19 protein-coding genes are annotated in these 19,836 nt (G+C 52.1%); 10 read left to right on the top strand and 9 right to left on the bottom strand.

Annotated elements, in window-relative coordinates; translation table 11 throughout:
- Window positions 1-3 precede the first annotated feature (3 nt).
- Window positions 4-1,266, top strand: a complete 1,263-nt coding sequence (locus E6Q52_RS11480) for a response regulator (protein WP_292822146.1) — start codon at window positions 4-6, stop codon at window positions 1,264-1,266.
- 63 nt (window positions 1,267-1,329) lie between these two features.
- Here E6Q52_RS11480 and E6Q52_RS11475 read toward each other — a convergent pair whose 3' ends face one another.
- Window positions 1,330-1,707: a DoxX family protein gene (locus E6Q52_RS11475; RefSeq protein ID WP_292822144.1), complete on the bottom strand. Its 378-nt coding sequence runs from the start codon at window positions 1,705-1,707 to the stop codon at window positions 1,330-1,332.
- A 102-nt stretch (window positions 1,708-1,809) separates the two neighbouring features.
- Between E6Q52_RS11475 and E6Q52_RS11470 the strand changes: the two genes are divergently transcribed.
- From E6Q52_RS11470 to E6Q52_RS11460, 3 genes are read left to right on the top strand one after another with little or no spacing between them, the layout of a single operon-like run.
- A complete protein-coding gene (locus E6Q52_RS11470; RefSeq protein WP_292822142.1) occupies window positions 1,810-2,250 on the top strand; it encodes a GNAT family N-acetyltransferase in 441 nt (146 codons plus the stop codon).
- Window positions 2,251-2,297: 47 nt separating this feature from the next.
- Window positions 2,298-2,840 (top strand): formaldehyde-activating enzyme, encoded by a 543-nt coding sequence (gene fae, locus E6Q52_RS11465; protein WP_194740303.1) that lies wholly within the window; start codon window positions 2,298-2,300, stop codon window positions 2,838-2,840.
- 56 nt (window positions 2,841-2,896) lie between these two features.
- Window positions 2,897-3,304: an RDD family protein gene (locus tag E6Q52_RS11460; protein WP_292822140.1), complete on the top strand. Its 408-nt coding sequence runs from the start codon at window positions 2,897-2,899 to the stop codon at window positions 3,302-3,304.
- 9 nt (window positions 3,305-3,313) lie between these two features.
- On the opposite strand, the gene lptG is transcribed toward E6Q52_RS11460, so the two are convergent.
- On the bottom strand, window positions 3,314-4,408 hold the full coding sequence (lptG, locus tag E6Q52_RS11455; protein WP_292822138.1) for an LPS export ABC transporter permease LptG: 1,095 nt from the start codon (window positions 4,406-4,408) through the stop codon (window positions 3,314-3,316).
- On the bottom strand, window positions 4,405-5,514 hold the full coding sequence (lptF, locus tag E6Q52_RS11450) for an LPS export ABC transporter permease LptF (RefSeq protein WP_292822137.1): 1,110 nt from the start codon (window positions 5,512-5,514) through the stop codon (window positions 4,405-4,407). The genes lptG and lptF overlap by 4 nt, the downstream gene beginning before the upstream one ends.
- An 88-nt stretch (window positions 5,515-5,602) precedes the next feature.
- Here lptF and E6Q52_RS11445 point away from each other — a divergent pair, with 88 nt between their 5' ends.
- The 3 genes from E6Q52_RS11445 to E6Q52_RS11435 are packed head-to-tail and all read left to right on the top strand — an operon-like array spanning window position 5,603 to window position 8,487.
- A complete protein-coding gene (locus E6Q52_RS11445) occupies window positions 5,603-7,084 on the top strand; it encodes a leucyl aminopeptidase (RefSeq protein ID WP_292822136.1) in 1,482 nt (493 codons plus the stop codon).
- A 7-nt stretch (window positions 7,085-7,091) separates the two neighbouring features.
- Window positions 7,092-7,514, top strand: a complete 423-nt coding sequence (locus E6Q52_RS11440) for a DNA polymerase III subunit chi (protein WP_292822135.1) — start codon at window positions 7,092-7,094, stop codon at window positions 7,512-7,514.
- A gap of 22 nt (window positions 7,515-7,536) precedes the next feature.
- Window positions 7,537-8,487: a hypothetical protein gene (locus tag E6Q52_RS11435; protein WP_292822133.1), complete on the top strand. Its 951-nt coding sequence runs from the start codon at window positions 7,537-7,539 to the stop codon at window positions 8,485-8,487.
- On the opposite strand, the gene xth is transcribed toward E6Q52_RS11435, so the two are convergent.
- Complete coding sequence (xth, locus tag E6Q52_RS11430; RefSeq protein WP_292822131.1) at window positions 8,488-9,258, bottom strand: exodeoxyribonuclease III; 771 nt, start codon at window positions 9,256-9,258, stop codon at window positions 8,488-8,490.
- Between the two features lie 194 nt (window positions 9,259-9,452).
- Between xth and E6Q52_RS11425 the strand changes: the two genes are divergently transcribed.
- Complete coding sequence (locus E6Q52_RS11425) at window positions 9,453-10,652, top strand: CynX/NimT family MFS transporter (RefSeq protein ID WP_292822129.1); 1,200 nt, start codon at window positions 9,453-9,455, stop codon at window positions 10,650-10,652.
- A gap of 193 nt (window positions 10,653-10,845) precedes the next feature.
- The gene (locus E6Q52_RS11420; protein ID WP_292822127.1) at window positions 10,846-14,559 is read left to right on the top strand and encodes an EAL domain-containing protein; all 3,714 of its coding nucleotides are present in this window, start codon (window positions 10,846-10,848) and stop codon (window positions 14,557-14,559) included.
- 60 nt (window positions 14,560-14,619) lie between these two features.
- Here E6Q52_RS11420 and E6Q52_RS11415 read toward each other — a convergent pair whose 3' ends face one another.
- From E6Q52_RS11415 to dapF, 5 genes are all read right to left on the bottom strand, one after another.
- Window positions 14,620-15,072, bottom strand: coding sequence for a YiiD C-terminal domain-containing protein (locus E6Q52_RS11415; RefSeq protein ID WP_292822125.1), 453 nt, complete (start codon window positions 15,070-15,072; stop codon window positions 14,620-14,622).
- A gap of 99 nt (window positions 15,073-15,171) precedes the next feature.
- Window positions 15,172-15,756 (bottom strand): Fe-Mn family superoxide dismutase, encoded by a 585-nt coding sequence (locus tag E6Q52_RS11410; protein WP_194752744.1) that lies wholly within the window; start codon window positions 15,754-15,756, stop codon window positions 15,172-15,174.
- A gap of 168 nt (window positions 15,757-15,924) precedes the next feature.
- Window positions 15,925-16,806 (bottom strand): tyrosine recombinase XerC, encoded by an 882-nt coding sequence (gene xerC / locus E6Q52_RS11405; RefSeq protein ID WP_292822121.1) that lies wholly within the window; start codon window positions 16,804-16,806, stop codon window positions 15,925-15,927.
- Window positions 16,807-16,887: 81 nt separating this feature from the next.
- Window positions 16,888-17,544 (bottom strand): DUF484 family protein, encoded by a 657-nt coding sequence (locus tag E6Q52_RS11400; RefSeq protein WP_292822119.1) that lies wholly within the window; start codon window positions 17,542-17,544, stop codon window positions 16,888-16,890.
- A gap of 18 nt (window positions 17,545-17,562) precedes the next feature.
- Complete coding sequence (gene dapF, locus E6Q52_RS11395; protein ID WP_292822117.1) at window positions 17,563-18,393, bottom strand: diaminopimelate epimerase; 831 nt, start codon at window positions 18,391-18,393, stop codon at window positions 17,563-17,565.
- A gap of 166 nt (window positions 18,394-18,559) precedes the next feature.
- On the opposite strand from dapF, the gene metK reads away from it, so the two are divergent.
- The gene (gene metK / locus E6Q52_RS11390; protein WP_292822115.1) at window positions 18,560-19,723 is read left to right on the top strand and encodes a methionine adenosyltransferase; all 1,164 of its coding nucleotides are present in this window, start codon (window positions 18,560-18,562) and stop codon (window positions 19,721-19,723) included.
- The last annotated feature ends 113 nt before the right edge of the window (window positions 19,724-19,836 follow it).

Genomic DNA, 19,836 nt, shown 5'->3' with positions numbered 1-19,836 from the left:
ACCATGGCTTCACGTAATATTTTGGTGGTCGATGACGAGATAGGCATCAGGGAGTTGTTGAGCGACATCTTGCGAGATGAAGGGCATGTTGTGCGTCTAGCTGAGAACGCACAAGTGGCGAGGGATGAGCGTCTCAAACTGCGCCCGGATCTGGTCTTGCTGGATATCTGGATGCCAGATTGCGATGGCATCAGTTTGCTCAAAGAGTGGGCCAATGCCGGCTTACTCACCATGCCTGTCATCATGATGTCGGGGCATGGCACGATTGATACGGCCGTTGAGGCCACCCGCCTGGGTGCGTTCGATTTTCTCGAGAAGCCGATCGCCCTGCAAAAACTGCTCAAAACCGTGGGTGCTGCCATTAAACACACCGAGCACCTCGCGCATACTGAAGTGAACCTGTCGAGCTTTGGCAAAAGCGCGGTAATTCAGGAGCTCAAACAGCGTCTGGAGCAATTGGCACGCCATAAAAATACCTTGTTCCTGATTGGCAAAAAAGGCGGCAGCGTGCCTTTATGCGCCAAATTCCTGCGCCCGCCCAATACGCCTTGGGTCGCGCTCACCGAGTATGAAAAATTGGTCACCGCTCCGATGGAAATCCTCGAGCAAGCGCGCGAAGGCGTGGTGTTTGTCGATGAAGTGACCAAGCTGGGCAAGACCGAGCAAAAAGGCCTGAGTCTGCTGATCAATAAGTCTGACAAGTATGGCGTGCGTGTGATTTGTGCCAGTGAGTATGGGTTGCCGCAGCTCATTGAAAAGGCCATGTTGGAGCAGGCCTTGTTGCAAACACTGGCTGGGGCTGCGGTGAAGGTGCCTTGTCTGGATGAGCATAAAGAAGATATTCCGGATTTGGTGAGTGCTATGGCGACGCTGATGGTTGAAGCCAGTAAGATTGACTATAAGTCGTTTGATGTGGCGGCCTTGAATGCCATGCGGAATGCGGACTGGCCGGGCGATCTGGATGAGCTTGAGTCTGTGGTGCAAAACCTACTGATGACTAGTTTGGCTGACACCATCACGCAAGCGGACGTACAGCGTGTGCTGGCTAATTTTCAAGGTCAAAGTACTGATTCGGCCGAGCAGCACATGCCGCTGAACCTGGACCAGCCATTGCGTGAAGCGCGTGATGAGTTTGAGCGCTTTTACTTTCAATATCACATGCGTCTGGTGAAAAATAATATGAGCCGATTGTCTGAAATCTCAGGCCTAGAGCGCACACATTTGTACCGTAAACTCAAGCAGCTGGGCATTAAAATCAAGGGCTAACTTTCAACTGCTGTAATAAAAAAGCCGGGATTGTCCCGGCTTTTTTATTGGTGATAGCTCGTATTACTTGCGGTTATCCAGGCTGCAAGCGGTGTCAGGATAAATGCTCAGCAACCACATGCCTCCGGCAATCCCCATGTAAGCAAAGAACGCATCCAGTGAGGCCTGGGCCAGAATCACAGCCATAAAAGCTGCCAGTAAGCCCAATACACGGGCTGACAGGCGGGTTTTGAAGCCAAGTATCAACATCAGGCCAAACACAAATTGAATCAGGATCAGCAACGGCGCAAATACTGCTGGCAAGCCAAACTGGCCCAAGGTCATTTGGTATTGCAGATAGCCGTCAGGCGTATTCAGAATCGCCATCAATTTTAAAATCACCACCCCGAAAAACACCAGCCCCAGTAAAATTCTGGCCGCCGCAGTTTGAAAACGACACATAGCTTTTCCTCAAATCCTGTTTTAATTAAAGGTCGTATGATGCCTGTGGCCAACTACAATTGCAACACAGGTACAATCGTCAGACTTTATCAAGGGGCCTGCATGGCAGTACAACGTATCAAGCTCAGTATTCATATTTTAGGCGTGCAACATCCGTTATGGGCTGAGTGTCGCAGCATCAGGCAACGTGTGTTTATCGACGAGCAACAAGTGCCAGAAGCCCTGGAATGGGATGCCGCAGATGAAACTGCGACCCATTTGCTGGCCAGCCTCGAGGGCCAGTCGGTTGCCTGTGCCAGAGTGTTGCCGGATGGGCATATTGGCCGGATGGCGGTGCTGCCTGCATGGCGCGGGCAGGGCGTGGGTGAGGCGCTGTTGATGCAGGCAATCCAAATTTGCCGTCAGCTGGATGTCACGCATGCGCGCTTGTCAGCGCAAATGCATGCCGTTGGCTTTTATCAGCAAGCTGGCTTTGAAATCTGTGGCGAGCCTTACAGTGATGCCGATATATTGCATATTGATATGCAACTTGAACTGGTATAATTACGCCTTAAGTTTTTCTCCAACTTGCAGACATCAAAGGAATTCTCATGTCAAAAATCGTATTTAAAGCCGGTGAAGCCACCGTGTTTTCTGAAGGTAAAGATGTAACCGCCGCGATGCCGGAAATCTTGATTGGTTCTGTAGATGGCCCAGTGGGTGCTGCATTTGCCAACATGATGGCGCAAACCAAAGGCCACACTGCCATGTTTGCAGTGCGCGACATTAACCAGATGGTCCGCCCAGCGACCATGATGGTGCCAAAAGTGACCTTGAAAGATTCATTGAACATTGAATTGTTCGGCGGCGTGGTACAAGCCGGTGTGGCTGATGGCATTACCGATGCGGTGATCGAAGGCATCATCCCTAAAGAGCTGGTAAACGATTTGTGTATCGTGGCTTTGCTGTGGGTTGACCCGGGCTGTGCTAAAGAGGCTAACCTGGACAAGGCTGACCTTTACAAAAACAACTATGAAGCGATCAAGCTGGCCTTGAAGCGCGCATTGAACGACGAGCCTAGCATTGACGAACTGATTGCGAATCGCCACAAAATCAGACACTGCATGTGGGAAGATAGCTGGGATCAAAAATAATCCTGCGTTTTTCTGCCTGACCCCGCGATTGCGGGGTTTTTGTTATCTGGAGACACATGAAACATTTAATCAAACGCTATCTGGCGGTGATTTACGAAGCCTTATTAATGCTGGCATTAGCATTGGCGCTGACGGCAGCGTATCTGATGCTGGTTGGCGATGCGAGTCAAGGCTGGCAGCGGCTGGGCCTGCAAGGGCTGCTATGGCTGGCTATGGGCGCTTATTTTGTGCGCTGCTGGGTGGTGACCGGGCAAACCTTGGCCAGCCAGACCTGGAAGCTGAAAGTGGTTGATCAGCAGGGGCAGTTGCTGAGCTTTCAGCAGGCGGTATTGCGGTATGTGCTGGCAGGGCTGTTATTGCTGCCCGCCGGGTTAACGCTGTGGTGGGCGTTGATTGACCGCGAGCAGCAGTTTTTACATGACCGTCTGCTAGGCTCGCGCATCCGCGAGTTGCCGCCGGTTTAAGCTTTTATGTTAGCGCCGCTCGACGTAGTAGAGCATGCCAAGCCCGGCTGCTAAAAATAGCACTGTCGGGCTGATGGCGCTGATAAGCGGCGACCAGTCATTCAGCACGCCCAGGTGCACAAAGACGCGGTTCATGATCTGGTAAACCACGCCGAGGAAGATACCAGCAAAAATTTTGGCACTGATGCCGCCTGCACGTTGTTGTAAAAAGCCAAATGGCAGCGCCAGAATCACCATCACCAGGCAAGCCAGCGGATACACCAGTTTGGACCAGAGTGCGACCTGGTAGCGGGTTGTGCGTTGGCCGTTTTGATCCAGATACTGGATAAAACTATACAAGTTCCAGGCCGACATTTTCTCTGGTAACACCAGCAATACATTCAGCAGCTCCGGCCTGATTAACGACTCCCACTTGGTTTGTTTGAAAAACTGCGAGGTGACCGAGTTGTGTTGCGCTGCCTTGCTGGTGTGCATACTGGTTTGTGTCACATTCGATAATACCCAGTGGTCATCTTCAAACGAGCCTTTGTCTGCATGGCTGACATTGCGCAGGCGAAACTGCGCATCAAAGTCATAAATGCGAATGTCCACCAGGCTGGTGTCTGGCACGACCGTGCCGACATTCACAAAACTACTGCCATCCTTGATCCATAGACCAGACTGGAAGTCTTGTGCGACCACAGAATCTGTGGCCTGGATACGGATGCGTTGCGCCATTTTTTCGCTGATAGGCGCGATAATTTCACCAATTAAAAACGTGACTAGCGCAAACACCAGGCCAATGCTCAACAGCATTTTTGCAATGGTTTGCAACGAAATGCCGCTGGTTCGCATCACGATCAGCTCTGAGCTGGAGGCCATGGCGCCGAGGGTGTAAACAATGCCTAACAACACCGCCACCGGCGCCACTTCATAAATGTGGCCAGGGATACTCAGGCCGACATAAACCAGCATGCTATTGATGCCGTAGTGACCACGCCCCAGACTATCAAGCTCTTGCAGCAGGTCAAAGAAAGAAAACATGGCGAGCAGGCCCAGCAACACCAGCATGATGTTAAAACTGATTTCTTTCCAGAAATAGCGGTTGAGGATAGTCAGCGTCATGTTTTTACACGCTTACCCCGGCGTTTAAACCAGTCAGGAATCAATGGTTTGAGATATTTCCTGCGGTGATAGAGATACCAGCCAAGCAGCACAAAAATAAGATGCACCGGCCATAGCCCGACCAAAATCGATATTTTTCCTTGCGTCACCCAGGCCTGGAAGATGCTCAGCATATTGTTGTAAATAATGAATATCAGGATGGCAAACATGATGTTGAGTGAGCGCCCGGCACGCGGATCAACAAAACTCAACGGAATGGCGAGTAGCACCATTACGATGGTAGAGATGGGCATCGCTAGCCGCCAGTGTAGTTCGGCGTGGTCGGCGGTGGTGGCACCGCTAAGCAGGGATTGGGTAGACCTGGTTTGCGCCGTGCCGGTTGTCGGCGCGGCTTCCTTGATTTCAACCCGGATGTCGTAGCGCTCAAATTCTGTGGTCATGACTTCTAGCGTATTGGGCGTGATTTCATAACGCCTGCCGTGTTCCATGCGCAAGAAGTTATCGCCATTGGCTGCTTTATAGCGGCTGCCACGATTGGCTGTGATAATACCGGTTTTACCATTTTGTTTAGATTGCACAAAAATGTTTTTCACCTCGTAACCCAGCTTATCGAAGCTCTCGATAAAATAGATGCGATCGCCGTTATTGGACTCTTTGAACGTGCCGGGGCTGATGGATGACAGTTCATCGCGTTTTTTGAGTTGCGCCCGATAGTTGTCTGCTTTTTCGTTGGCCCACGGCAGAATGAGCAAACTGAAGACGCAGATGATGAGCACAATTGGCGAAATAAAGCGCATGATGGGTTGCACCCATTGGCGCAGGCTTAGCCCTGCGTTCATCCAGATCACCATTTCCGAGTCGCGATGCCAGCGGGTCAGGGTCAGCAGCACAGCCAGAAAAATAGCCAGCGACAGCATCATGGGCATGAACTGCACCAGGCTGAAGGTCAGGATAGTGCCGATGGCATCATTGGGCAAAATGCCCTTGGATACTTGGCGCACGATATTGCCCGCGCGTTGCGCCACGACAATACCCAGGATAATCAGGAAAATGGCAGACGCCGAAGACATCAGCTCTGCAGACAATGCACGTTTGAAAATTTTCAATTTAGATGCACCGCTTTGAAATCAGCATAAAACACTAGATAATACAACCATCACTCAGGCAAATTGCATGGAATCACAAAGGATAAAGATGGAATTTAGCATAAAAAGCGCTGCCCCGGAAAAATTGCGTACCGATTGCTTGCTGGTCGGCATTTATGAGGGCCGAAAACTGACGGATTTAGCGAAATCGCTGGATGCGATCAGCGAAAAAGCCATTTCAACCGCATTGAAGTCCGGCGATATGGAAGGTAAAACCGGCAGTACCTTATTGTTGCGCCAACTGCCCGGAGTGGCGGCGCCAAGGGTGATGCTGGTCGGCTTGGGTAAAGCCGATGAGGCGAGCCTGAAAAGCGTGCGTAACAGCGTGCGTGCGGCACTGAAGGCGCTGCCCGCCGGGGTTGAGAGTGTGGCGACAGATATTGCCAGCCTCAGTATCAAAAAAACAAGCTTGCAGCAAATCGCTGCGGCCTTGGCTGAGGTCGCGCTGGACGCGACCTATAAAGTCAATGCGGTGAAAGAGAAGTCTGTTGAGCCGCATCCACTCAAACAGGTGATGGTACTGGTGGACAAAGCGGATCAAGCCGCTGCAGAGGTGGGCGTGAACCAGGGTAGCAGTCTTGGCCAAGGTGTGGCATTGGCCAAAGACCTGGGCAATTTGCCGCCTAATATCTGCACGCCTAGCTATTTGGGCAAGCAGGCTGAAAAGCTGGCCAAAGAGTACGGCTTTAAGGTCGAGGTACTGGAGCAGGCCGCGATTGAAAAACTCAATATGGGGTCTTTCCTAGGTGTGACGCGAGGCAGTGACGAGCCGCCACGGTTTATTGTGTTGCAGCATCTGCAGGGCAAAAAGTCGCAAAAACCAGTGGTGCTGGTCGGTAAGGGCATCACCTTTGATACCGGCGGCATTTCCCTCAAACCAGGCGCTGACATGGATGAAATGAAGTATGACATGTGCGGTGCGGCCTCGGTGCTGGGCGTGTTTAAAGCCTTGGGTGAGTTGAAGCTGCCACTGAATGTGGTCGGCTTGATCCCCACCTGTGAAAACATGCCGAGTGGCCGTGCCACTAAGCCGGGGGATGTGTTAACCAGTATGTCTGGCCAGACCATTGAGGTGCTGAACACCGACGCCGAAGGCCGTTTGATTTTGTGCGACGCGCTGACCTATGCCGAGCGTTTTGAACCAGCGGCCGTGATTGATATTGCGACCTTGACAGGTGCTTGCGTGATTGCGCTGGGCCATCATGTCAGCGGCTTGTTTGCCAATAACGATGCCTTGGCCAAGGCCTTGCTGGCCGCGGGCGAGCAGGCCAATGACCGTGCCTGGCAAATGCCATTGTGGGACGATTATCAAAGCCAGCTGGACAGTAACTTTGCCGATATCGCCAACATCGGTGGCCGCGCGGCGGGCAGTATTACTGCCGCTTGTTTCTTGTCGCGGTTTGCCAAAAAATATGACTGGGCGCACCTGGATATCGCCGGCACGGCCTGGAAGTCTGGCAAGGAAAAAGGCGGTACGGGTCGTCCAGTGCCTTTGCTGGTGACGTATTTGCTGGAACAAGCCGCCAAATAAAGCTGCCATGACCAAAATCCGTTTTTATACTGATGTGACTGAGCCTGTTGCCTTGATACAGCATTTGGTGAACCAGGCATGGGCGCGGCAACGGCGTGTGACCATTTATGTGCCCGATCGTGACCAGGCACAAGCCATCGGTGATCAGCTATGGCAGCAAACAGCGGATAGTTTTGTGCCGAATGTACTGGCAGATGCGGCAAATGCTAGTCTGACGCCGGTGCACCTGGCCTGGCTGCCGACGCAGATTCAGCACGATGACTTGCTGTTTAATTGTCAGGCAGCCTTGCCTAAGTTTTTTAGTCGTTTTCGCCATGTCTTCGAGTTGATCGGTACTGATGAGGCTGACAAAATGGCTGGCCGGCAGCGTTGGGCATTTTATCGTGACCGTGGTTACGAGATTCAACACATAAATAAGCAATCGCAGTAACAAGCCTTGCAAAGGGGATGGTGTGGATATTTCAGAAATTCCGGTATTAACCAAAGTCGTGCATAAAGGGGCTGCGCCTGCGTTTGACATGGACGAACTGGTGACGCAACTGAAACAGGCTTTGTTGCCGGAAATTGCGCAACTGGTGGCGACCCAGCTCGCTGAGAAAAATACGGAGACGCTGACGGCTGGCCAGCAGTCGCTGGCCGATTATGCCAACACACTGCAACAAGAGGTGTTAGCCAAGGCGCAATCGCAGGTTGGTGATAGCATTCAGGCAATAGAGCATGCTTTTCGTGAGGCCATGGACCATGTTGGCAAACAGCAGTTGCAGGCGTTTGAGGCCCAAGCCAGCCAGGTGGCTGAAACCCAGCAAACGCAGATACAGGCCAGTGAGCAAGCCTTTCACAGCACGTTAGAAAACACTAGCCAGCAGCAACTGCAAGCGCTTGAAGCAAAGCTGTCACAATTAGGTGACAGCCAGCAGCAGTTACTGGCCAGCACCGAACAGGCGCTGCGTGACACGGTCGATAAAGCCAGTCAGCAATGGTTAGGCGAAACTTTTTCGCCACTGATGGATGCGCAACAAGCCCACATGGAAAGTCGCCTAAATTCTTTGCGAGAGCAACTTGAGCAAGGCTTGGCCGAGCATCTGCAACAGTTGCAGGACACTCACAAGCAAACCTTGTCTGACAGCCAGGCCTTAGCGGCATCGACGCTGGTGGATGATTACAAAGCGTCTTTGCAGCAGGTGTTTACCGAGCTCAACGCGGCGCAAATGGCCGAATTTAAACAGAATATGCAGGCTGAACTAGCTGCGACAGCCCCTGCTTTGCAAGAGAAAATAGAGGCAGTGGTGGCAACGGTCGTGGCCGCGCAACTGCAGGAAATAGAGGCCGAGATGAATAAACGCCTCAAATCACGCATTCTGGAAGTACTGCAAGGCATCAAGTTTGTGATGCCTACCGTTTAATTACGCGTTTGCCAGTGTCAGCATGACTGGTGTGTGATCGCTGGGGCGCTCCAGTTTTCGTGGTGCCTTGTCGATGACACAACTCTGGCACAATGGCTTGAGCGCATCACTGACCAGAATATGGTCTATGCGCATGCCCATGTTGCGGCGAAACGCGGCCATGCGGTAATCCCACCAGCTAAACTGCCCGGTTTCGTCGTTAAACAGGCGAAAGCTATCGTGTAACCCCAGCGCCAATAATCGCGCAAAGGCTTCCCGTTCGGGCTGGCTCACCAGTACTTGACCTGACCAGGCGGCCGGGTCATGGCAATCTCTATCATCCGGCGCAATATTGTAATCCCCTAACAAGGCGAGTTTTTCGTGTTGCTTCAACTCGTCTGTCATCCAGTTCTGCAGGGCTGTCAGCCAATTCAGTTTATATTGGTATTTATCTGAATCCAGCGCCTGGCCATTCACCACATAGGCGCAAATCACGCGCACACCTTGTATGGTGGCCGCAATAATGCGCTTTTGTTCGTCTGCGAAATTGGGCAGGTCAAGGTGCACATCGTGCAGCGGATGTGGGCTGATAATCGCCACCCCGTTGTAGGTTTTTTGGCCATTATGGACGGCATTAAACCCGGCTTCTTGCAAGGCGGCATAAGGAAATTTGCTATCTTCCTGCTTGGTTTCCTGCAGACATAACACATCTGGCTGATTAGCAGCCAGCCAGTCCAGTATATGCGGCAAGCGCACAGTCAGGGAGTTGACGTTCCAAGTAGCCAGTTTCAACAATATTCTCCACAAAAAATGATGCCGGGTGCGCATCGTGCGCCAGGGTTGCATGCGCATTTTACACCACTCTTTTATCGCTGCCTGCCACCGACACGTCGGCCCGCGCTGCCATATCAGACAAATGGCGTATTTTTCAATGACTCGCTCCCCGTTACAGTGACGTTTGCATCGTTTGAAGTCAGGAGCAAAAAATGAAAAATAGTCAGGGAATTCCTGCGGGTTTCTCTAAAACGGAGTGGTGGTTAGTGTTGGCGATTGTGTTGGTGGCCATCGCCTTGCGGCCAGGGATTGTTTCCATGGGCCCGGCGTTGCCCGCCATCATCGAGCGCTTTCAGTTGAGTCACGCCATGGCGTCGATGATGACAGCGATTCCTGATGTCTTAATGGGCGCGTTAGCGTTGCCTACGCCTTGGCTGGTACGCCGATTTGGTGTGAATAAAGTGCTGATGTTTGCGTTGAGTGTGCTGAGTCTGTCGATGTTGGTGCGCGCTTACTCTCCTGGTAGTGGTTTACTCATCGCGGCGACTGTCGGTGTCGGGGCTGGGATCGCCATTGCAGGCGCCATGTTTGCCGGCATCGTCAAAGCCAGTTTTGCGCATCGCGCGGCCTTGATGATGGGCATTTACGCCACCGCTTTGTCATTGGGTAGCACCTTGTCAGCCGGTCTCACTGGCTGGATATTACAAGCTGCGGGCTGGCGGGTCGCGACTGGTCTGTGGGCGGTGCTAGGTGTGATTGCCATGGTGGCCTGGTGGCAAGTGATACGCAAATCGGTCACCACCCGTGCCGTCAATGGGACGCCGCCACAGGCAGCGCCTTCACGCTTGCCTTTACGCACACCAGTGGCCTGGATGATTGCCTTATTCTTTGCCTGCGTTAACTTTTTGTTTTATGCCATCCTCACCTGGACAGCGGCGATGTATCAGGAAAGTGGTATGCCTGCTGCCGAGGCTGGCGCCGTCCTCGCCAGTTTTACTTTTTGCTTTATGCTAGCGAGCCCGGTGGTTGGCATGTATAGCCGACACACAGATCGACGTGGCTGGCTCGCAGGCTGCGCTTTGGTCTCTACCATAGGTTTGGCAGGTATGGCGACGCCAGGCGCCTGGCCGTGGTTGTGGGTGCCGCTGACGGCGCTTGGTCTCGGCGGGGCATTTACCTTGGCGATGACCTTGCCGCTAGACCATACGCATACCCCGGATGCAGCCAATCGCTGGAATGCGTTTGTGTTAACCGTTGGCTATCTGATCGCAGCGTGTGGCCCTTTTATAGTGGGGCGCATGCATGATGTGAGTGGTCACTTCGAGAGTGGTTTTCAGTTGTTATGTCTGGTGTCATGTCTGATGTTCTTACTGTCATTTACCCTCAAGCCCGGCCAACATTCAAGTCACTGAGTAACGACTGATCATGCTTTAAATCTAGGCCTGGGCGATAAGCTAAAAAGCATAGCGGTCAATTCGATTGATATGACTATAAATGGTTGTCTGTTTGCTTGATGTGAACAGTCGGCGGTGCGGTATAAACATGGTTGGGTGAGATTGGTTGTTGGCAACCAATCCCATATTTTTTCACGTTGTTCGGATACCCATGAAGCGCGGACTGACTCTTACATTATGCAAATGGCTGCTGGCATGCGTGTGCCTGGCGATTGCGACTGTTGCCGCTGCATCCGAGCATATCAGGCTACAGCTCAAGTGGCATCATCAGTTTCAGTTTGCCGGTTACTATGCTGCCCAACAGCAAGGCTTTTACCGTGATGAAGGCCTGGATGTCGAGATTATCGAAGGCAGCAAGGACAAGCCACCTTTACAGCAGGTGCTATCAGGCCAAGCGGATTACTCGATTGGGGATTCCGAAATTCTGGTTTCCCGCATCACTGGCAAACCCGTGGTGGCGCTCGCTGCCGTTTTTCAGCACTCGCCTTACGTCTTACTCAGTTTGAATGAAAGTGGTATCTATCGGCCTGAAGACCTGATCGGCAAACGCATCATGATGTCGGGTGATCAGGGGGGCTTGCAGTTTAAAGCCATGCTGCTCAAGCAACATATTGATATTAAGCAGATGACCATCGTGCCGCATAGTTGGCGCTTGCAGGATTTGATAGAAGGCAAGGTCGATGTCATTTCGGCGTATGCCATGGATGAGCCCGTGCAGTTACAGCACATGGGCTATTCACCAGCGATGATTAGCAATCAGGGCTATGGCGTCGATTTTTATGGCGATATTTTATTCACGACAGAGCGTGAATTGTCTATGCATCCAGAACGTGTGGAGGCTTTTTTGCGCGCCACCAAAAAAGGCTGGGCATACGCGTTCAACCACAAAGAGGCAATGGTCCAGCAGATTGCCCGTATGCCTGGGGTCACCAAGCGTGGCTTGACCCAGCAAACGCTGATGCAGGAAGCCAGTTTAATGGTGCCTTATGTGTTGTCGGAAGTAGTGCCTTGGGGGCACATGAATGAAGATCGATGGGATGTCATTGCCAACACGTTTGCCGAGCTCGGCTTGATTCCGGCGCAATATAGCCTGAAAGGCTTTGTCTATCAGGGCGATGTGCTGGTGAAACGACCATACATGCTGTGGTTTACGCGAGGCGTTGCCCTGCTGTTGCTAATATTAGGCGTGACATTTCTGTGGAACTTGCAAATCAGGCGGCAAGTGATTCATCGCACGCAGGCCTTACAAAGCGAAATTGACCGGCGCACAGAGGCTGAATATCTGCTCAAAGTGGCAGGTAGCGTAGCAAAAATCGGCGGTTGGATCATTGACCTTAAAACCAATCTGATTCACTGGTCTGACGAAGTCGCCATTTTGCATGATATGCCGCCAGGCTACTCGCCAACGGTAGAGGAGGGCTTGAGCATGTTTGTGCCTGAGTATCAGGCATTGATGAGCAGCGCGATTCGACAATGTATCGATGAAGGCATGCCTTATGACCTGGAGCTGGAAAAGATCACGACCAATGGTCGCCGCTTCTGGGTGCGCGCCATGGGCCGGCCCGTGCGCGATCACGAAGGCAAGATTGTCAAGTTGCAAGGTTCGTTGCAAGACATCACCGCGCACAAGCAACTGGCGGCCATCAAGCAAGGGCAAGACAGAATTCAAGCCATGATGCTGGCCGATGTGGCGTTGCCAGACGTTTTGCATGCTGCGGTGTTATTAATCGAGCAGCAGTTTCCCGATGTGCGTTGTGCGATGTTGCTGCTGGATAAAGAAGGCCAGCATTTGCGCCGGATCGCCTCGGCCAGGTTGCCAATTGCTTATGCCAAAGCCATAGATGAGATCGATTTGCAGGCATGCGGTATGACCGCATTGACCGAGCGCCGGTTGATTGCTGAAGACATCAGCACGCACCCGTTATGGCAGGCCTGTTGTGCGCCTGCCATGAGCCATGGCCTGCGTGCCTGCTGGACCGTGCCGATTTACTCACGCAGCCGCCGCGTGCTTGGGCTGTTGGCCATGTATCGCCAACAGCGCCATAGTCCACACGTAGCAGAACTCGATTTTATCGACAGCTACGCCCACATTCTCGGCCTAGCCATTGAGCGTGAACAGTCAGACGAGCAACTGCATTTGTTGCGCAATGGCGTCTCCAGGCTCAACGATATTGTCATGATTACCGAGTCGCCGCTGCACGCGCCCATGCAGCAAAAAATCGTGTTTTTAAACGATGCTTTTTCCCGGATTACTGGCCGTTCCATAGACTTGCTGAGCGGTGTTTCGCCCTTTGCGTTGTTTCAGGAGGCCACGCCTGGGCGTGAGCTGGAGCGGATCAAAGACGCCTTTCAGCAGATGCGTGCGGTTAAAGCCGAGGTGGTGACCGTGAATCAGGCTGGCATCGGCGTCTCGCTTGATATGGATGCTGTGCCTTTGCCAGATAAAGGCGGCGTGGTGACGCATTGGGTGGCGGTGTTCAGGGATGTTACTGAGCGTAAACAGGCCGATGCGCAAATCCGCCAGTTGGCCTATTACGACACCATGACCGGCTTGCCTAACCGCATGTTGTTGCAGGAAAAACTGGCGACGCATGTGCGTAAAGCCATGCGCAAGGAAACCGGTGGCGCCTTGCTGTTTATTGATATTGATAACTTTAAAACGCTCAATGATACGCACGGACACGATGTCGGCGATGCCTTGCTGGTTGAAGTAGCCAAGCGCATCAAGCAATCGGTGCGCCGCTTTGATACTGTCAGTCGCTTGGGCGGTGATGAGTTTGTGGTCGTGCTCGATAGCTTGCATCATGATGCCATACAGGCTGAAAAACAGGCCAGACGTGTCTGCGAAAAGATTTTGGCTGCGTTTAAAAAGCCGTTTAACCTTAAGCATTACCAGCATTACACCACGCCCAGTATCGGCGTCGTGTTGTTTGATCCTGAACACATGAGCCAAACGGACGAGTTACTGCGCCGCGCCGATATGGCGATGTATAAGGCTAAAGAGGCGGGCCGCAATGGCTATCAGTTTTTTGATACGCAAATGGAAACCGAACTGTGTCAGCGCGCCGCGCTGGAAGCTGATTTGCATACCGCGATTGAAAAACAGGAATTCACTTTGCATTTTCAGCCGCAATACGACCAGCAGCACCATATTGTCGGGGCGGAAGCGCTGGTGCGCTGGCAGCATCCTGAGCATGGCGTGATCATGCCGGGTCAGTTTATTAGCCTGGCAGAAAATACCGGCCAGATTGTGGCGTTGGGTAGTTGGGTTTTGCAAGAAGCCTGCAACAGGTTGCAGCGCTGGGCTGGCCATCCACAATTACGTCACCTGGTACTGTCGGTCAATGTCAGTCCCAAGCAATACTTGCAGCCTGGGTTTGTGGCAGAAGTGCAGCATATGCTCGCTGAAGCAGGCATAGACCCGGGCAAGCTCAAGCTTGAACTCACAGAAAGTATGCTGGTAGATAATGTCGAAGATATTATTGCCAAAATGAGCGCGCTCAAGCAAAGCGGCGTCTGCTTCTCGTTGGACGACTTTGGCACTGGCTATTCTTCCTTGTCTTATCTCAAGCGGCTGCCGTTCGACCAGTTAAAAATTGATCAGTCTTTTGTGCGTGATATGCTCAACGGCCACGATCACGAAAGTATCGTCAATGCCATTATTTCGCTGGCGCAAAGCCTCAAGTTGGAGATTTTGGCCGAAGGCGTCGAAACCGAAGCGCAACTCAATGTGCTCAACGACCTGGGCTGCGAAATCTTCCAGGGCTATTATTTCACCAAACCCCTGGCACTAGACCTGTTTGAAGCCTGGGTCACCCAGCCCCAACAATCCGCCATAAGCCAAACGGCCATGCAGGCCGTGTAATAGTATGTCATGTGGTCGCACAACGCATTCAAGCGTCGCTTAATCAGTGCAGTAAGTCCTTCAATTCGGCTGGTACAACACAAACACCCCCTGAAATGTGGAGGTGATTCTGCCCTCGCACATGATATGTGCATTCACGGTCAGCTTGGCGCGTCCACGCTGCTGGTAGCTGTCCAAAAATAATGGCCAATCCTCCGCTGATTGCACACTGGCCACACATTCAAAATCATCATGTACGGGCAGGTGAAACTTGATTTCCTGCTGCTTGATCACCAGGTTGCCCGTCAGTCCGGCTTGCTGTATTTTGTGCTGTAGCAACGACCAGGCCGTCGTGATCGAAATGGCGGCAATACTGCCACCAAACACAATATCCAGATGATTTTTATTCAGCGCATAAGCGCCACTAACGCGTAGCTCGCTCTCTGCAATGCGCGTGATTTGAATGCCAAGGTTCCTGGTTTGTGGAATCAGTTCAAACAGCTTTTGTTCAAATGCGGCTTCAAGGGTGGTCATCGGTTGTCCTGTGGGTGGCGGTTGAAAAAGTAAAAACCCCAAGCAAGGCTTGAGGTTTTTAGGCGCTAATCATTGTTGATTACTCAACAATATATGCAATTAAGCCGCGAAATTCTTCGCTGCAAATTCCCAGTTCACCAGGTGGTTCAGGAACGTTTCGACAAACTTAGGGCGCGCGTTGCGGTGGTCGATGTAGTAGGCGTGTTCCCATACGTCGATGGTCAGCAAGGCCGTGTCGCCAGTCGTCAGTGGAGTGCCAGCGGCGCCCATGTTAACGATATCCACAGAGCCGTCGGCTTTTTTCACCAACCATGTCCAGCCAGAGCCGAAGTTACCCACGGCTGACGCTTGAAACGCTTTTTTGAACTCTTCGTATGAACCCCATTTGGCGTTAATGGCTGCTGCCAATGCACCGCTTGGCTCGCCGCCGCCATTTGGTGACAGGCAGTTCCAGAAGAACGTGTGGTTCCAAACCTGGGCGGAGTTGTTGTAGATGCCAGCAGAAGACTTTTTAATGATGTCTTCCAAAGCCGCGTTTTCAAACTCGGTACCTTTGATCAGGTTGTTGAGGTTGGTCACGTATGCTTGGTGGTGTTTGCTGTAGTGGTAGTCAAACGTTTCTTCTGACATGTGTGGAGCCAGTGCATTTTTTGCAAATGGCAAAGCTGGTAAGGCGTGTTCCATGGAGTTTCCTTTTTTGGTTTGTTAAAATAGTTGCCTGCTTTTGTAAGCTAAAACAATGTGACGTTTGAGTCACGAGACTGGCAAAGGTTTACTAATTTAGTAAGGTTATTTTGCCATATTTTGCGCTCTTGCAAAACCTTGACTGCAGCATCGTTGCGCAAAGGTGCATTATTTCTTGCGTGCACGCGGGTGGGCGGCATCGTAAATTTTACTCAAGTGTTGAAAGTCCAGATGGGTGTAAACCTGCGTGGTGCTGATGTTGGCGTGCCCCAGCATTTCTTGCACCGCACGTAAATCACCGCTGCTCTGTAACACGTGGCTGGCAAAGCTGTGGCGCAACATATGCGGGTGCACATGGTTATGCAATCCCTGTTTGGTGACCCAGTGGTTGATACGGGTTTGCACGGTGCGACCATGAATACGTCTGCCTTGCTGGCTAACAAAAACGGCCATTTCTGCCGGGCGTTTAGTGAGCCACAGCGGCCTTATGGCCAGCCAGTCTTTGAGCGCCGCAACGGCTTTGCTACCTACGGGCACCATACGGGTTTTATTGCCTTTGCCGGTGACGGTGATCAGGCTTTCCTGCAAGTCCAGGCGATCCAGGTTAAGGTCGACCAGTTCGCTCAGGCGCAGGCCTGAGGAGTAAAATAGCTCCAGCATGGCACGGTCGCGTAGTGCTATTGGTTCGTTGCCTTCAATCTCGACCAGTTTGATAGTTTGTTCTATCGACAGCGCATGCGGTAATGTTTTGGGCGCTTTGGGCGCACGCAGGCCAATCACCGGATTTGCCGGAAACGCCTTATGTAGTACCAAGTAGCGGTAAAATCCGCGCCAGCTGGACAAGATGCGTGCGATGCTGCGCCCATGCATGCCTTGGCTGTTTAAACTGGCAATTTGACGACGAATGTCTTGTGGGGTGAGTGTTTGGAGCTTGTCTGCATGTTGTTGCAACAAACGCTCAATATCGCGCTGGTAGTTGTTGCGAGTATGCTCGCTGAGGCCGCGCTCAAAGTGTAGAAAGTCGAGGTAGTCATCCAGCAGTTCATGCATGGTCGCTACCTCTAGTGATGGGGCCTACGCTGACAATTGCCGCAAGAATATCCCTCTTGGCGGAAACCTCAGCGGGGGCTTTCATATAATGTATCTTGCCAATGACGCGCTGACCAGCTCTCCAATCCGGCTGAGGAACAATGTGCCCATACCTGCATAAAAACGGCTGCGTTGTTCACTGGGGATCGCCATCAGGCCGAAGGTCACCTCATGATAGCGCATGGGGATCACCGCCAATGACGCAGGCGTATCGGTAAACCAGCCCGCAATATCCATGGTCGGTAAGGTGCCGCAATAAGGCTGGCTTAAATCTTTGGCCCAGTTTTTCAGCGAGTCTTCTGCGTCTATAAACAGGTCATCCGCAGCATGACTGTCGTTGACCCATAACTTGAGCTGCGCATTTGGCAATTGAAAGTGCGTGGCCAAAAACGCCACCAGGTGTGTGTGTAATGCGGCCACATCTTTGGCAAACAGCAATCCCAGCGTGAGCTCGTGGACTTTGTTGGCCGTCGCTTCATTTTCTTCTGCGGTTAAAATCAGCTCGGTAAAGCGTGACTCGAGCACGCGAATTTTATCGCGCTGGGCAATTTGCTGGCGCTCGGCCAGTGAAATCGTGCCTTTACCATGCGGGCTGGGCAAAAACAGCTCAGCCAGCAAGTGCGCATGACTTTCAAAAAAGTCCGGATGCGCCTTGAGGTAATGCTTGATATCGTTTTCGTGAATACTGTCTTCCATCATGCTGCTATTCTGTTCTCTCTAAATCTCTATTTCGCCGTCAAAGACAATCTCTGCCGGTCCTGTCATCATGACCGGAGCGCCATCGCCCGCCCATTGAATAGTTAATATGCCGCCGCGGGTATGTACTTTGACCGGGCTTTGCAAGGTGCCCAGCTGAATGCCGCTGACGGCTGCAGCGCAGGCACCGGTGCCACAAGCCAGCGTTTCACCGCTGCCACGCTCATACACGCGCAGGTTGATTTCATGCGCGTTGAGCACCTGCATAAACCCGGCATTGACGCGCTGCGGGAACTGCGGATGCGATTCAATTTGTGGCCCCAGGCTGGCGACTTCAGCGGTGTGTACGTTGTCGACCAGCATCACAGCATGCGGATTACCCATAGACACGGCGCTGATCATCACCGTCTCGTCTTTGAGCGGCAATTCATAAACGCTAGACTGCGTTTTAGCCTCAAACGGAATCTGCGCTGGTGTGAAGCGTGGCGCACCCATGTTGACCGTCACCTGGCCATCGTCTTGCAACATCAGTGTGATGACGCCGCTGGCGGTTTCCACCTTGATGTTGCGTTTGTCGGTGAGGCCTTTTTCAACCACAAAGCGTACAAAACAACGCGCGCCATTGCCACATTGCTCGACTTCGCCACCATCGGCGTTAAAAATGCGGTAACGAAAATCAACGCCGTCAGTGTCGGTGGATTCGACCATGAGTAACTGGTCACAACCGACGCCGAAGAAACGGTTGGCGATGTGCTGGATTTGGCTATGCGAAAGATGCACAGGGGTTTGCGTGGCATCAATCACAACAAAATCATTGCCTGCGCCCTGCATTTTGGTAAATCGTAATTTCATAGCTCAAGATGATACCCCATCGTGCCGTTGAAGACATCCTTGGCGCGAAGATTTATTCCTTGGTATAAATAATCTCAGGTAAAATCTTTGTTCTCAATTTTGGGTGCTGGCTTCAGCCTTTAGTCAGTGCCGTTTATTAACTTAATCACTTTTCAAGGCGTCAACCATGAGTGAATATCTTTTTACTTCGGAGTCCGTGTCCGAAGGTCATCCCGACAAATTAGCTGATCAGGTGTCTGACAGTATTCTGGATGCTATTTTAGCCCAAGACCCCACCGCACGTGTGGCGGCAGAAACCCTGGCAAACACTGGCCTGGTAGTATTGGCAGGTGAAATTACCACCACCGCCAATGTCGACTATATCAAGGTGGCCCGCGATGCGATTAAACGCATTGGTTACGATAACACCGATTACGGTATTGATTACAAGGGCTGCGCGGTACTCGTGGCTTATGACAAGCAATCCCCAGACATTGCGCAAGGCGTCGATAACGCCAATGATGATCCGCTAGACCAAGGCGCGGGTGACCAGGGCCTGATGTTTGGCTATGCCGTGAATGAAACGCCGCAACTGATGCCATTACCAATCTGGCTCAGCCACCGCGTGATGGAGCGCCAGTCACAGTTGCGTAAAGATGGCCGTTTGCCATGGCTGCGCCCAGATGCCAAGTCACAAGTGACCATACAGTATGTCGATGGCAAACCGTTCAAAATCGATACCGTCCTGGTGTCTACGCAACACGCGCCAGAGATGTCTCTGGAGGCGATTCGTGAAGCGGTGATTGAAGAAATCATCAAGCCCACCTTGCCTGCCGAGTTGATCAAGGGCGAGATTAAATACCTGGTGAACCCGACTGGCCGTTTTGTGATCGGCGGTCCGCAAGGCGATTGCGGCCTCACCGGTCGCAAGATTATTGTGGATACCTATGGTGGTGCCGCACCTCACGGTGGTGGCGCGTTCTCAGGCAAGGATCCTTCTAAAGTAGACCGTTCAGCCGCTTACGCTGGCCGCTACGTGGCGAAAAACATTGTCGCTGCCGGTTTGGCCGACAAATGCTTGGTGCAGGTCAGCTATGCGATTGGCGTAGCTCAGCCAACGTCTATCATGGTAGAAACCTATGGCACAGGCAAAATTTCTGATGAGAAATTGACTCAACTGGTGCGCGAGCATTTTGATCTGCGTCCTAAAGGCATCGTAAAAATGCTGGACTTGCTGCGTCCTATCTACACCAAAACCGCGGCCTATGGCCATTTTGGCCGTGATGAGCCAGAGTTTAGCTGGGAGGCAACCGATAAAGCTGCCGCGTTGCGCGCAGCCGCCGGTTTATAAATCTGGCTGATGATGATGCATGCTAAAGCATGCGTATAAAAGTAATTTTGAAGAGGGCTTTTAGCCCTCTTTTTTTTCGATTTTTTTCCGATATATGGTTATAAGATGTAAAC

This window comes from Methylophilus sp. (assembly GCF_008015755.1).
Taxonomy (GTDB): domain Bacteria; phylum Pseudomonadota; class Gammaproteobacteria; order Burkholderiales; family Methylophilaceae; genus Methylophilus.
This window is presented reverse-complemented; position numbering and strand designations above follow the sequence as displayed.

Excerpts from the sequence above, each read along its gene's own strand:
- E6Q52_RS11460 (WP_292822140.1), top strand. The coding sequence starts at position 2,897 with ATGAAACATTTAATCAAACGCTATCTGGCGGTGATTTACGAAGCCTTA.
- E6Q52_RS11475 (WP_292822144.1), bottom strand. The coding sequence starts at position 1,707 with ATGTGTCGTTTTCAAACTGCGGCGGCCAGAATTTTACTGGGGCTGGTG.
- dapF (WP_292822117.1), bottom strand. The coding sequence starts at position 18,393 with ATGAAATTACGATTTACCAAAATGCAGGGCGCAGGCAATGATTTTGTT.
- E6Q52_RS11420 (WP_292822127.1), top strand. The coding sequence starts at position 10,846 with ATGAAGCGCGGACTGACTCTTACATTATGCAAATGGCTGCTGGCATGC.
- E6Q52_RS11425 (WP_292822129.1), top strand. The coding sequence starts at position 9,453 with ATGAAAAATAGTCAGGGAATTCCTGCGGGTTTCTCTAAAACGGAGTGG.
- E6Q52_RS11410 (WP_194752744.1), bottom strand. The coding sequence starts at position 15,756 with ATGGAACACGCCTTACCAGCTTTGCCATTTGCAAAAAATGCACTGGCT.
- xerC (WP_292822121.1), bottom strand. The coding sequence starts at position 16,806 with ATGCATGAACTGCTGGATGACTACCTCGACTTTCTACACTTTGAGCGC.
- fae (WP_194740303.1), top strand. The coding sequence starts at position 2,298 with ATGTCAAAAATCGTATTTAAAGCCGGTGAAGCCACCGTGTTTTCTGAA.
- metK (WP_292822115.1), top strand. The coding sequence starts at position 18,560 with ATGAGTGAATATCTTTTTACTTCGGAGTCCGTGTCCGAAGGTCATCCC.
- E6Q52_RS11470 (WP_292822142.1), top strand. The coding sequence starts at position 1,810 with ATGGCAGTACAACGTATCAAGCTCAGTATTCATATTTTAGGCGTGCAA.
- lptG (WP_292822138.1), bottom strand. The coding sequence starts at position 4,408 with ATGACGCTGACTATCCTCAACCGCTATTTCTGGAAAGAAATCAGTTTT.
- E6Q52_RS11400 (WP_292822119.1), bottom strand. The coding sequence starts at position 17,544 with ATGATGGAAGACAGTATTCACGAAAACGATATCAAGCATTACCTCAAG.
- E6Q52_RS11445 (WP_292822136.1), top strand. The coding sequence starts at position 5,603 with ATGGAATTTAGCATAAAAAGCGCTGCCCCGGAAAAATTGCGTACCGAT.
- E6Q52_RS11440 (WP_292822135.1), top strand. The coding sequence starts at position 7,092 with ATGACCAAAATCCGTTTTTATACTGATGTGACTGAGCCTGTTGCCTTG.
- E6Q52_RS11480 (WP_292822146.1), top strand. The coding sequence starts at position 4 with ATGGCTTCACGTAATATTTTGGTGGTCGATGACGAGATAGGCATCAGG.
- E6Q52_RS11415 (WP_292822125.1), bottom strand. The coding sequence starts at position 15,072 with ATGACCACCCTTGAAGCCGCATTTGAACAAAAGCTGTTTGAACTGATT.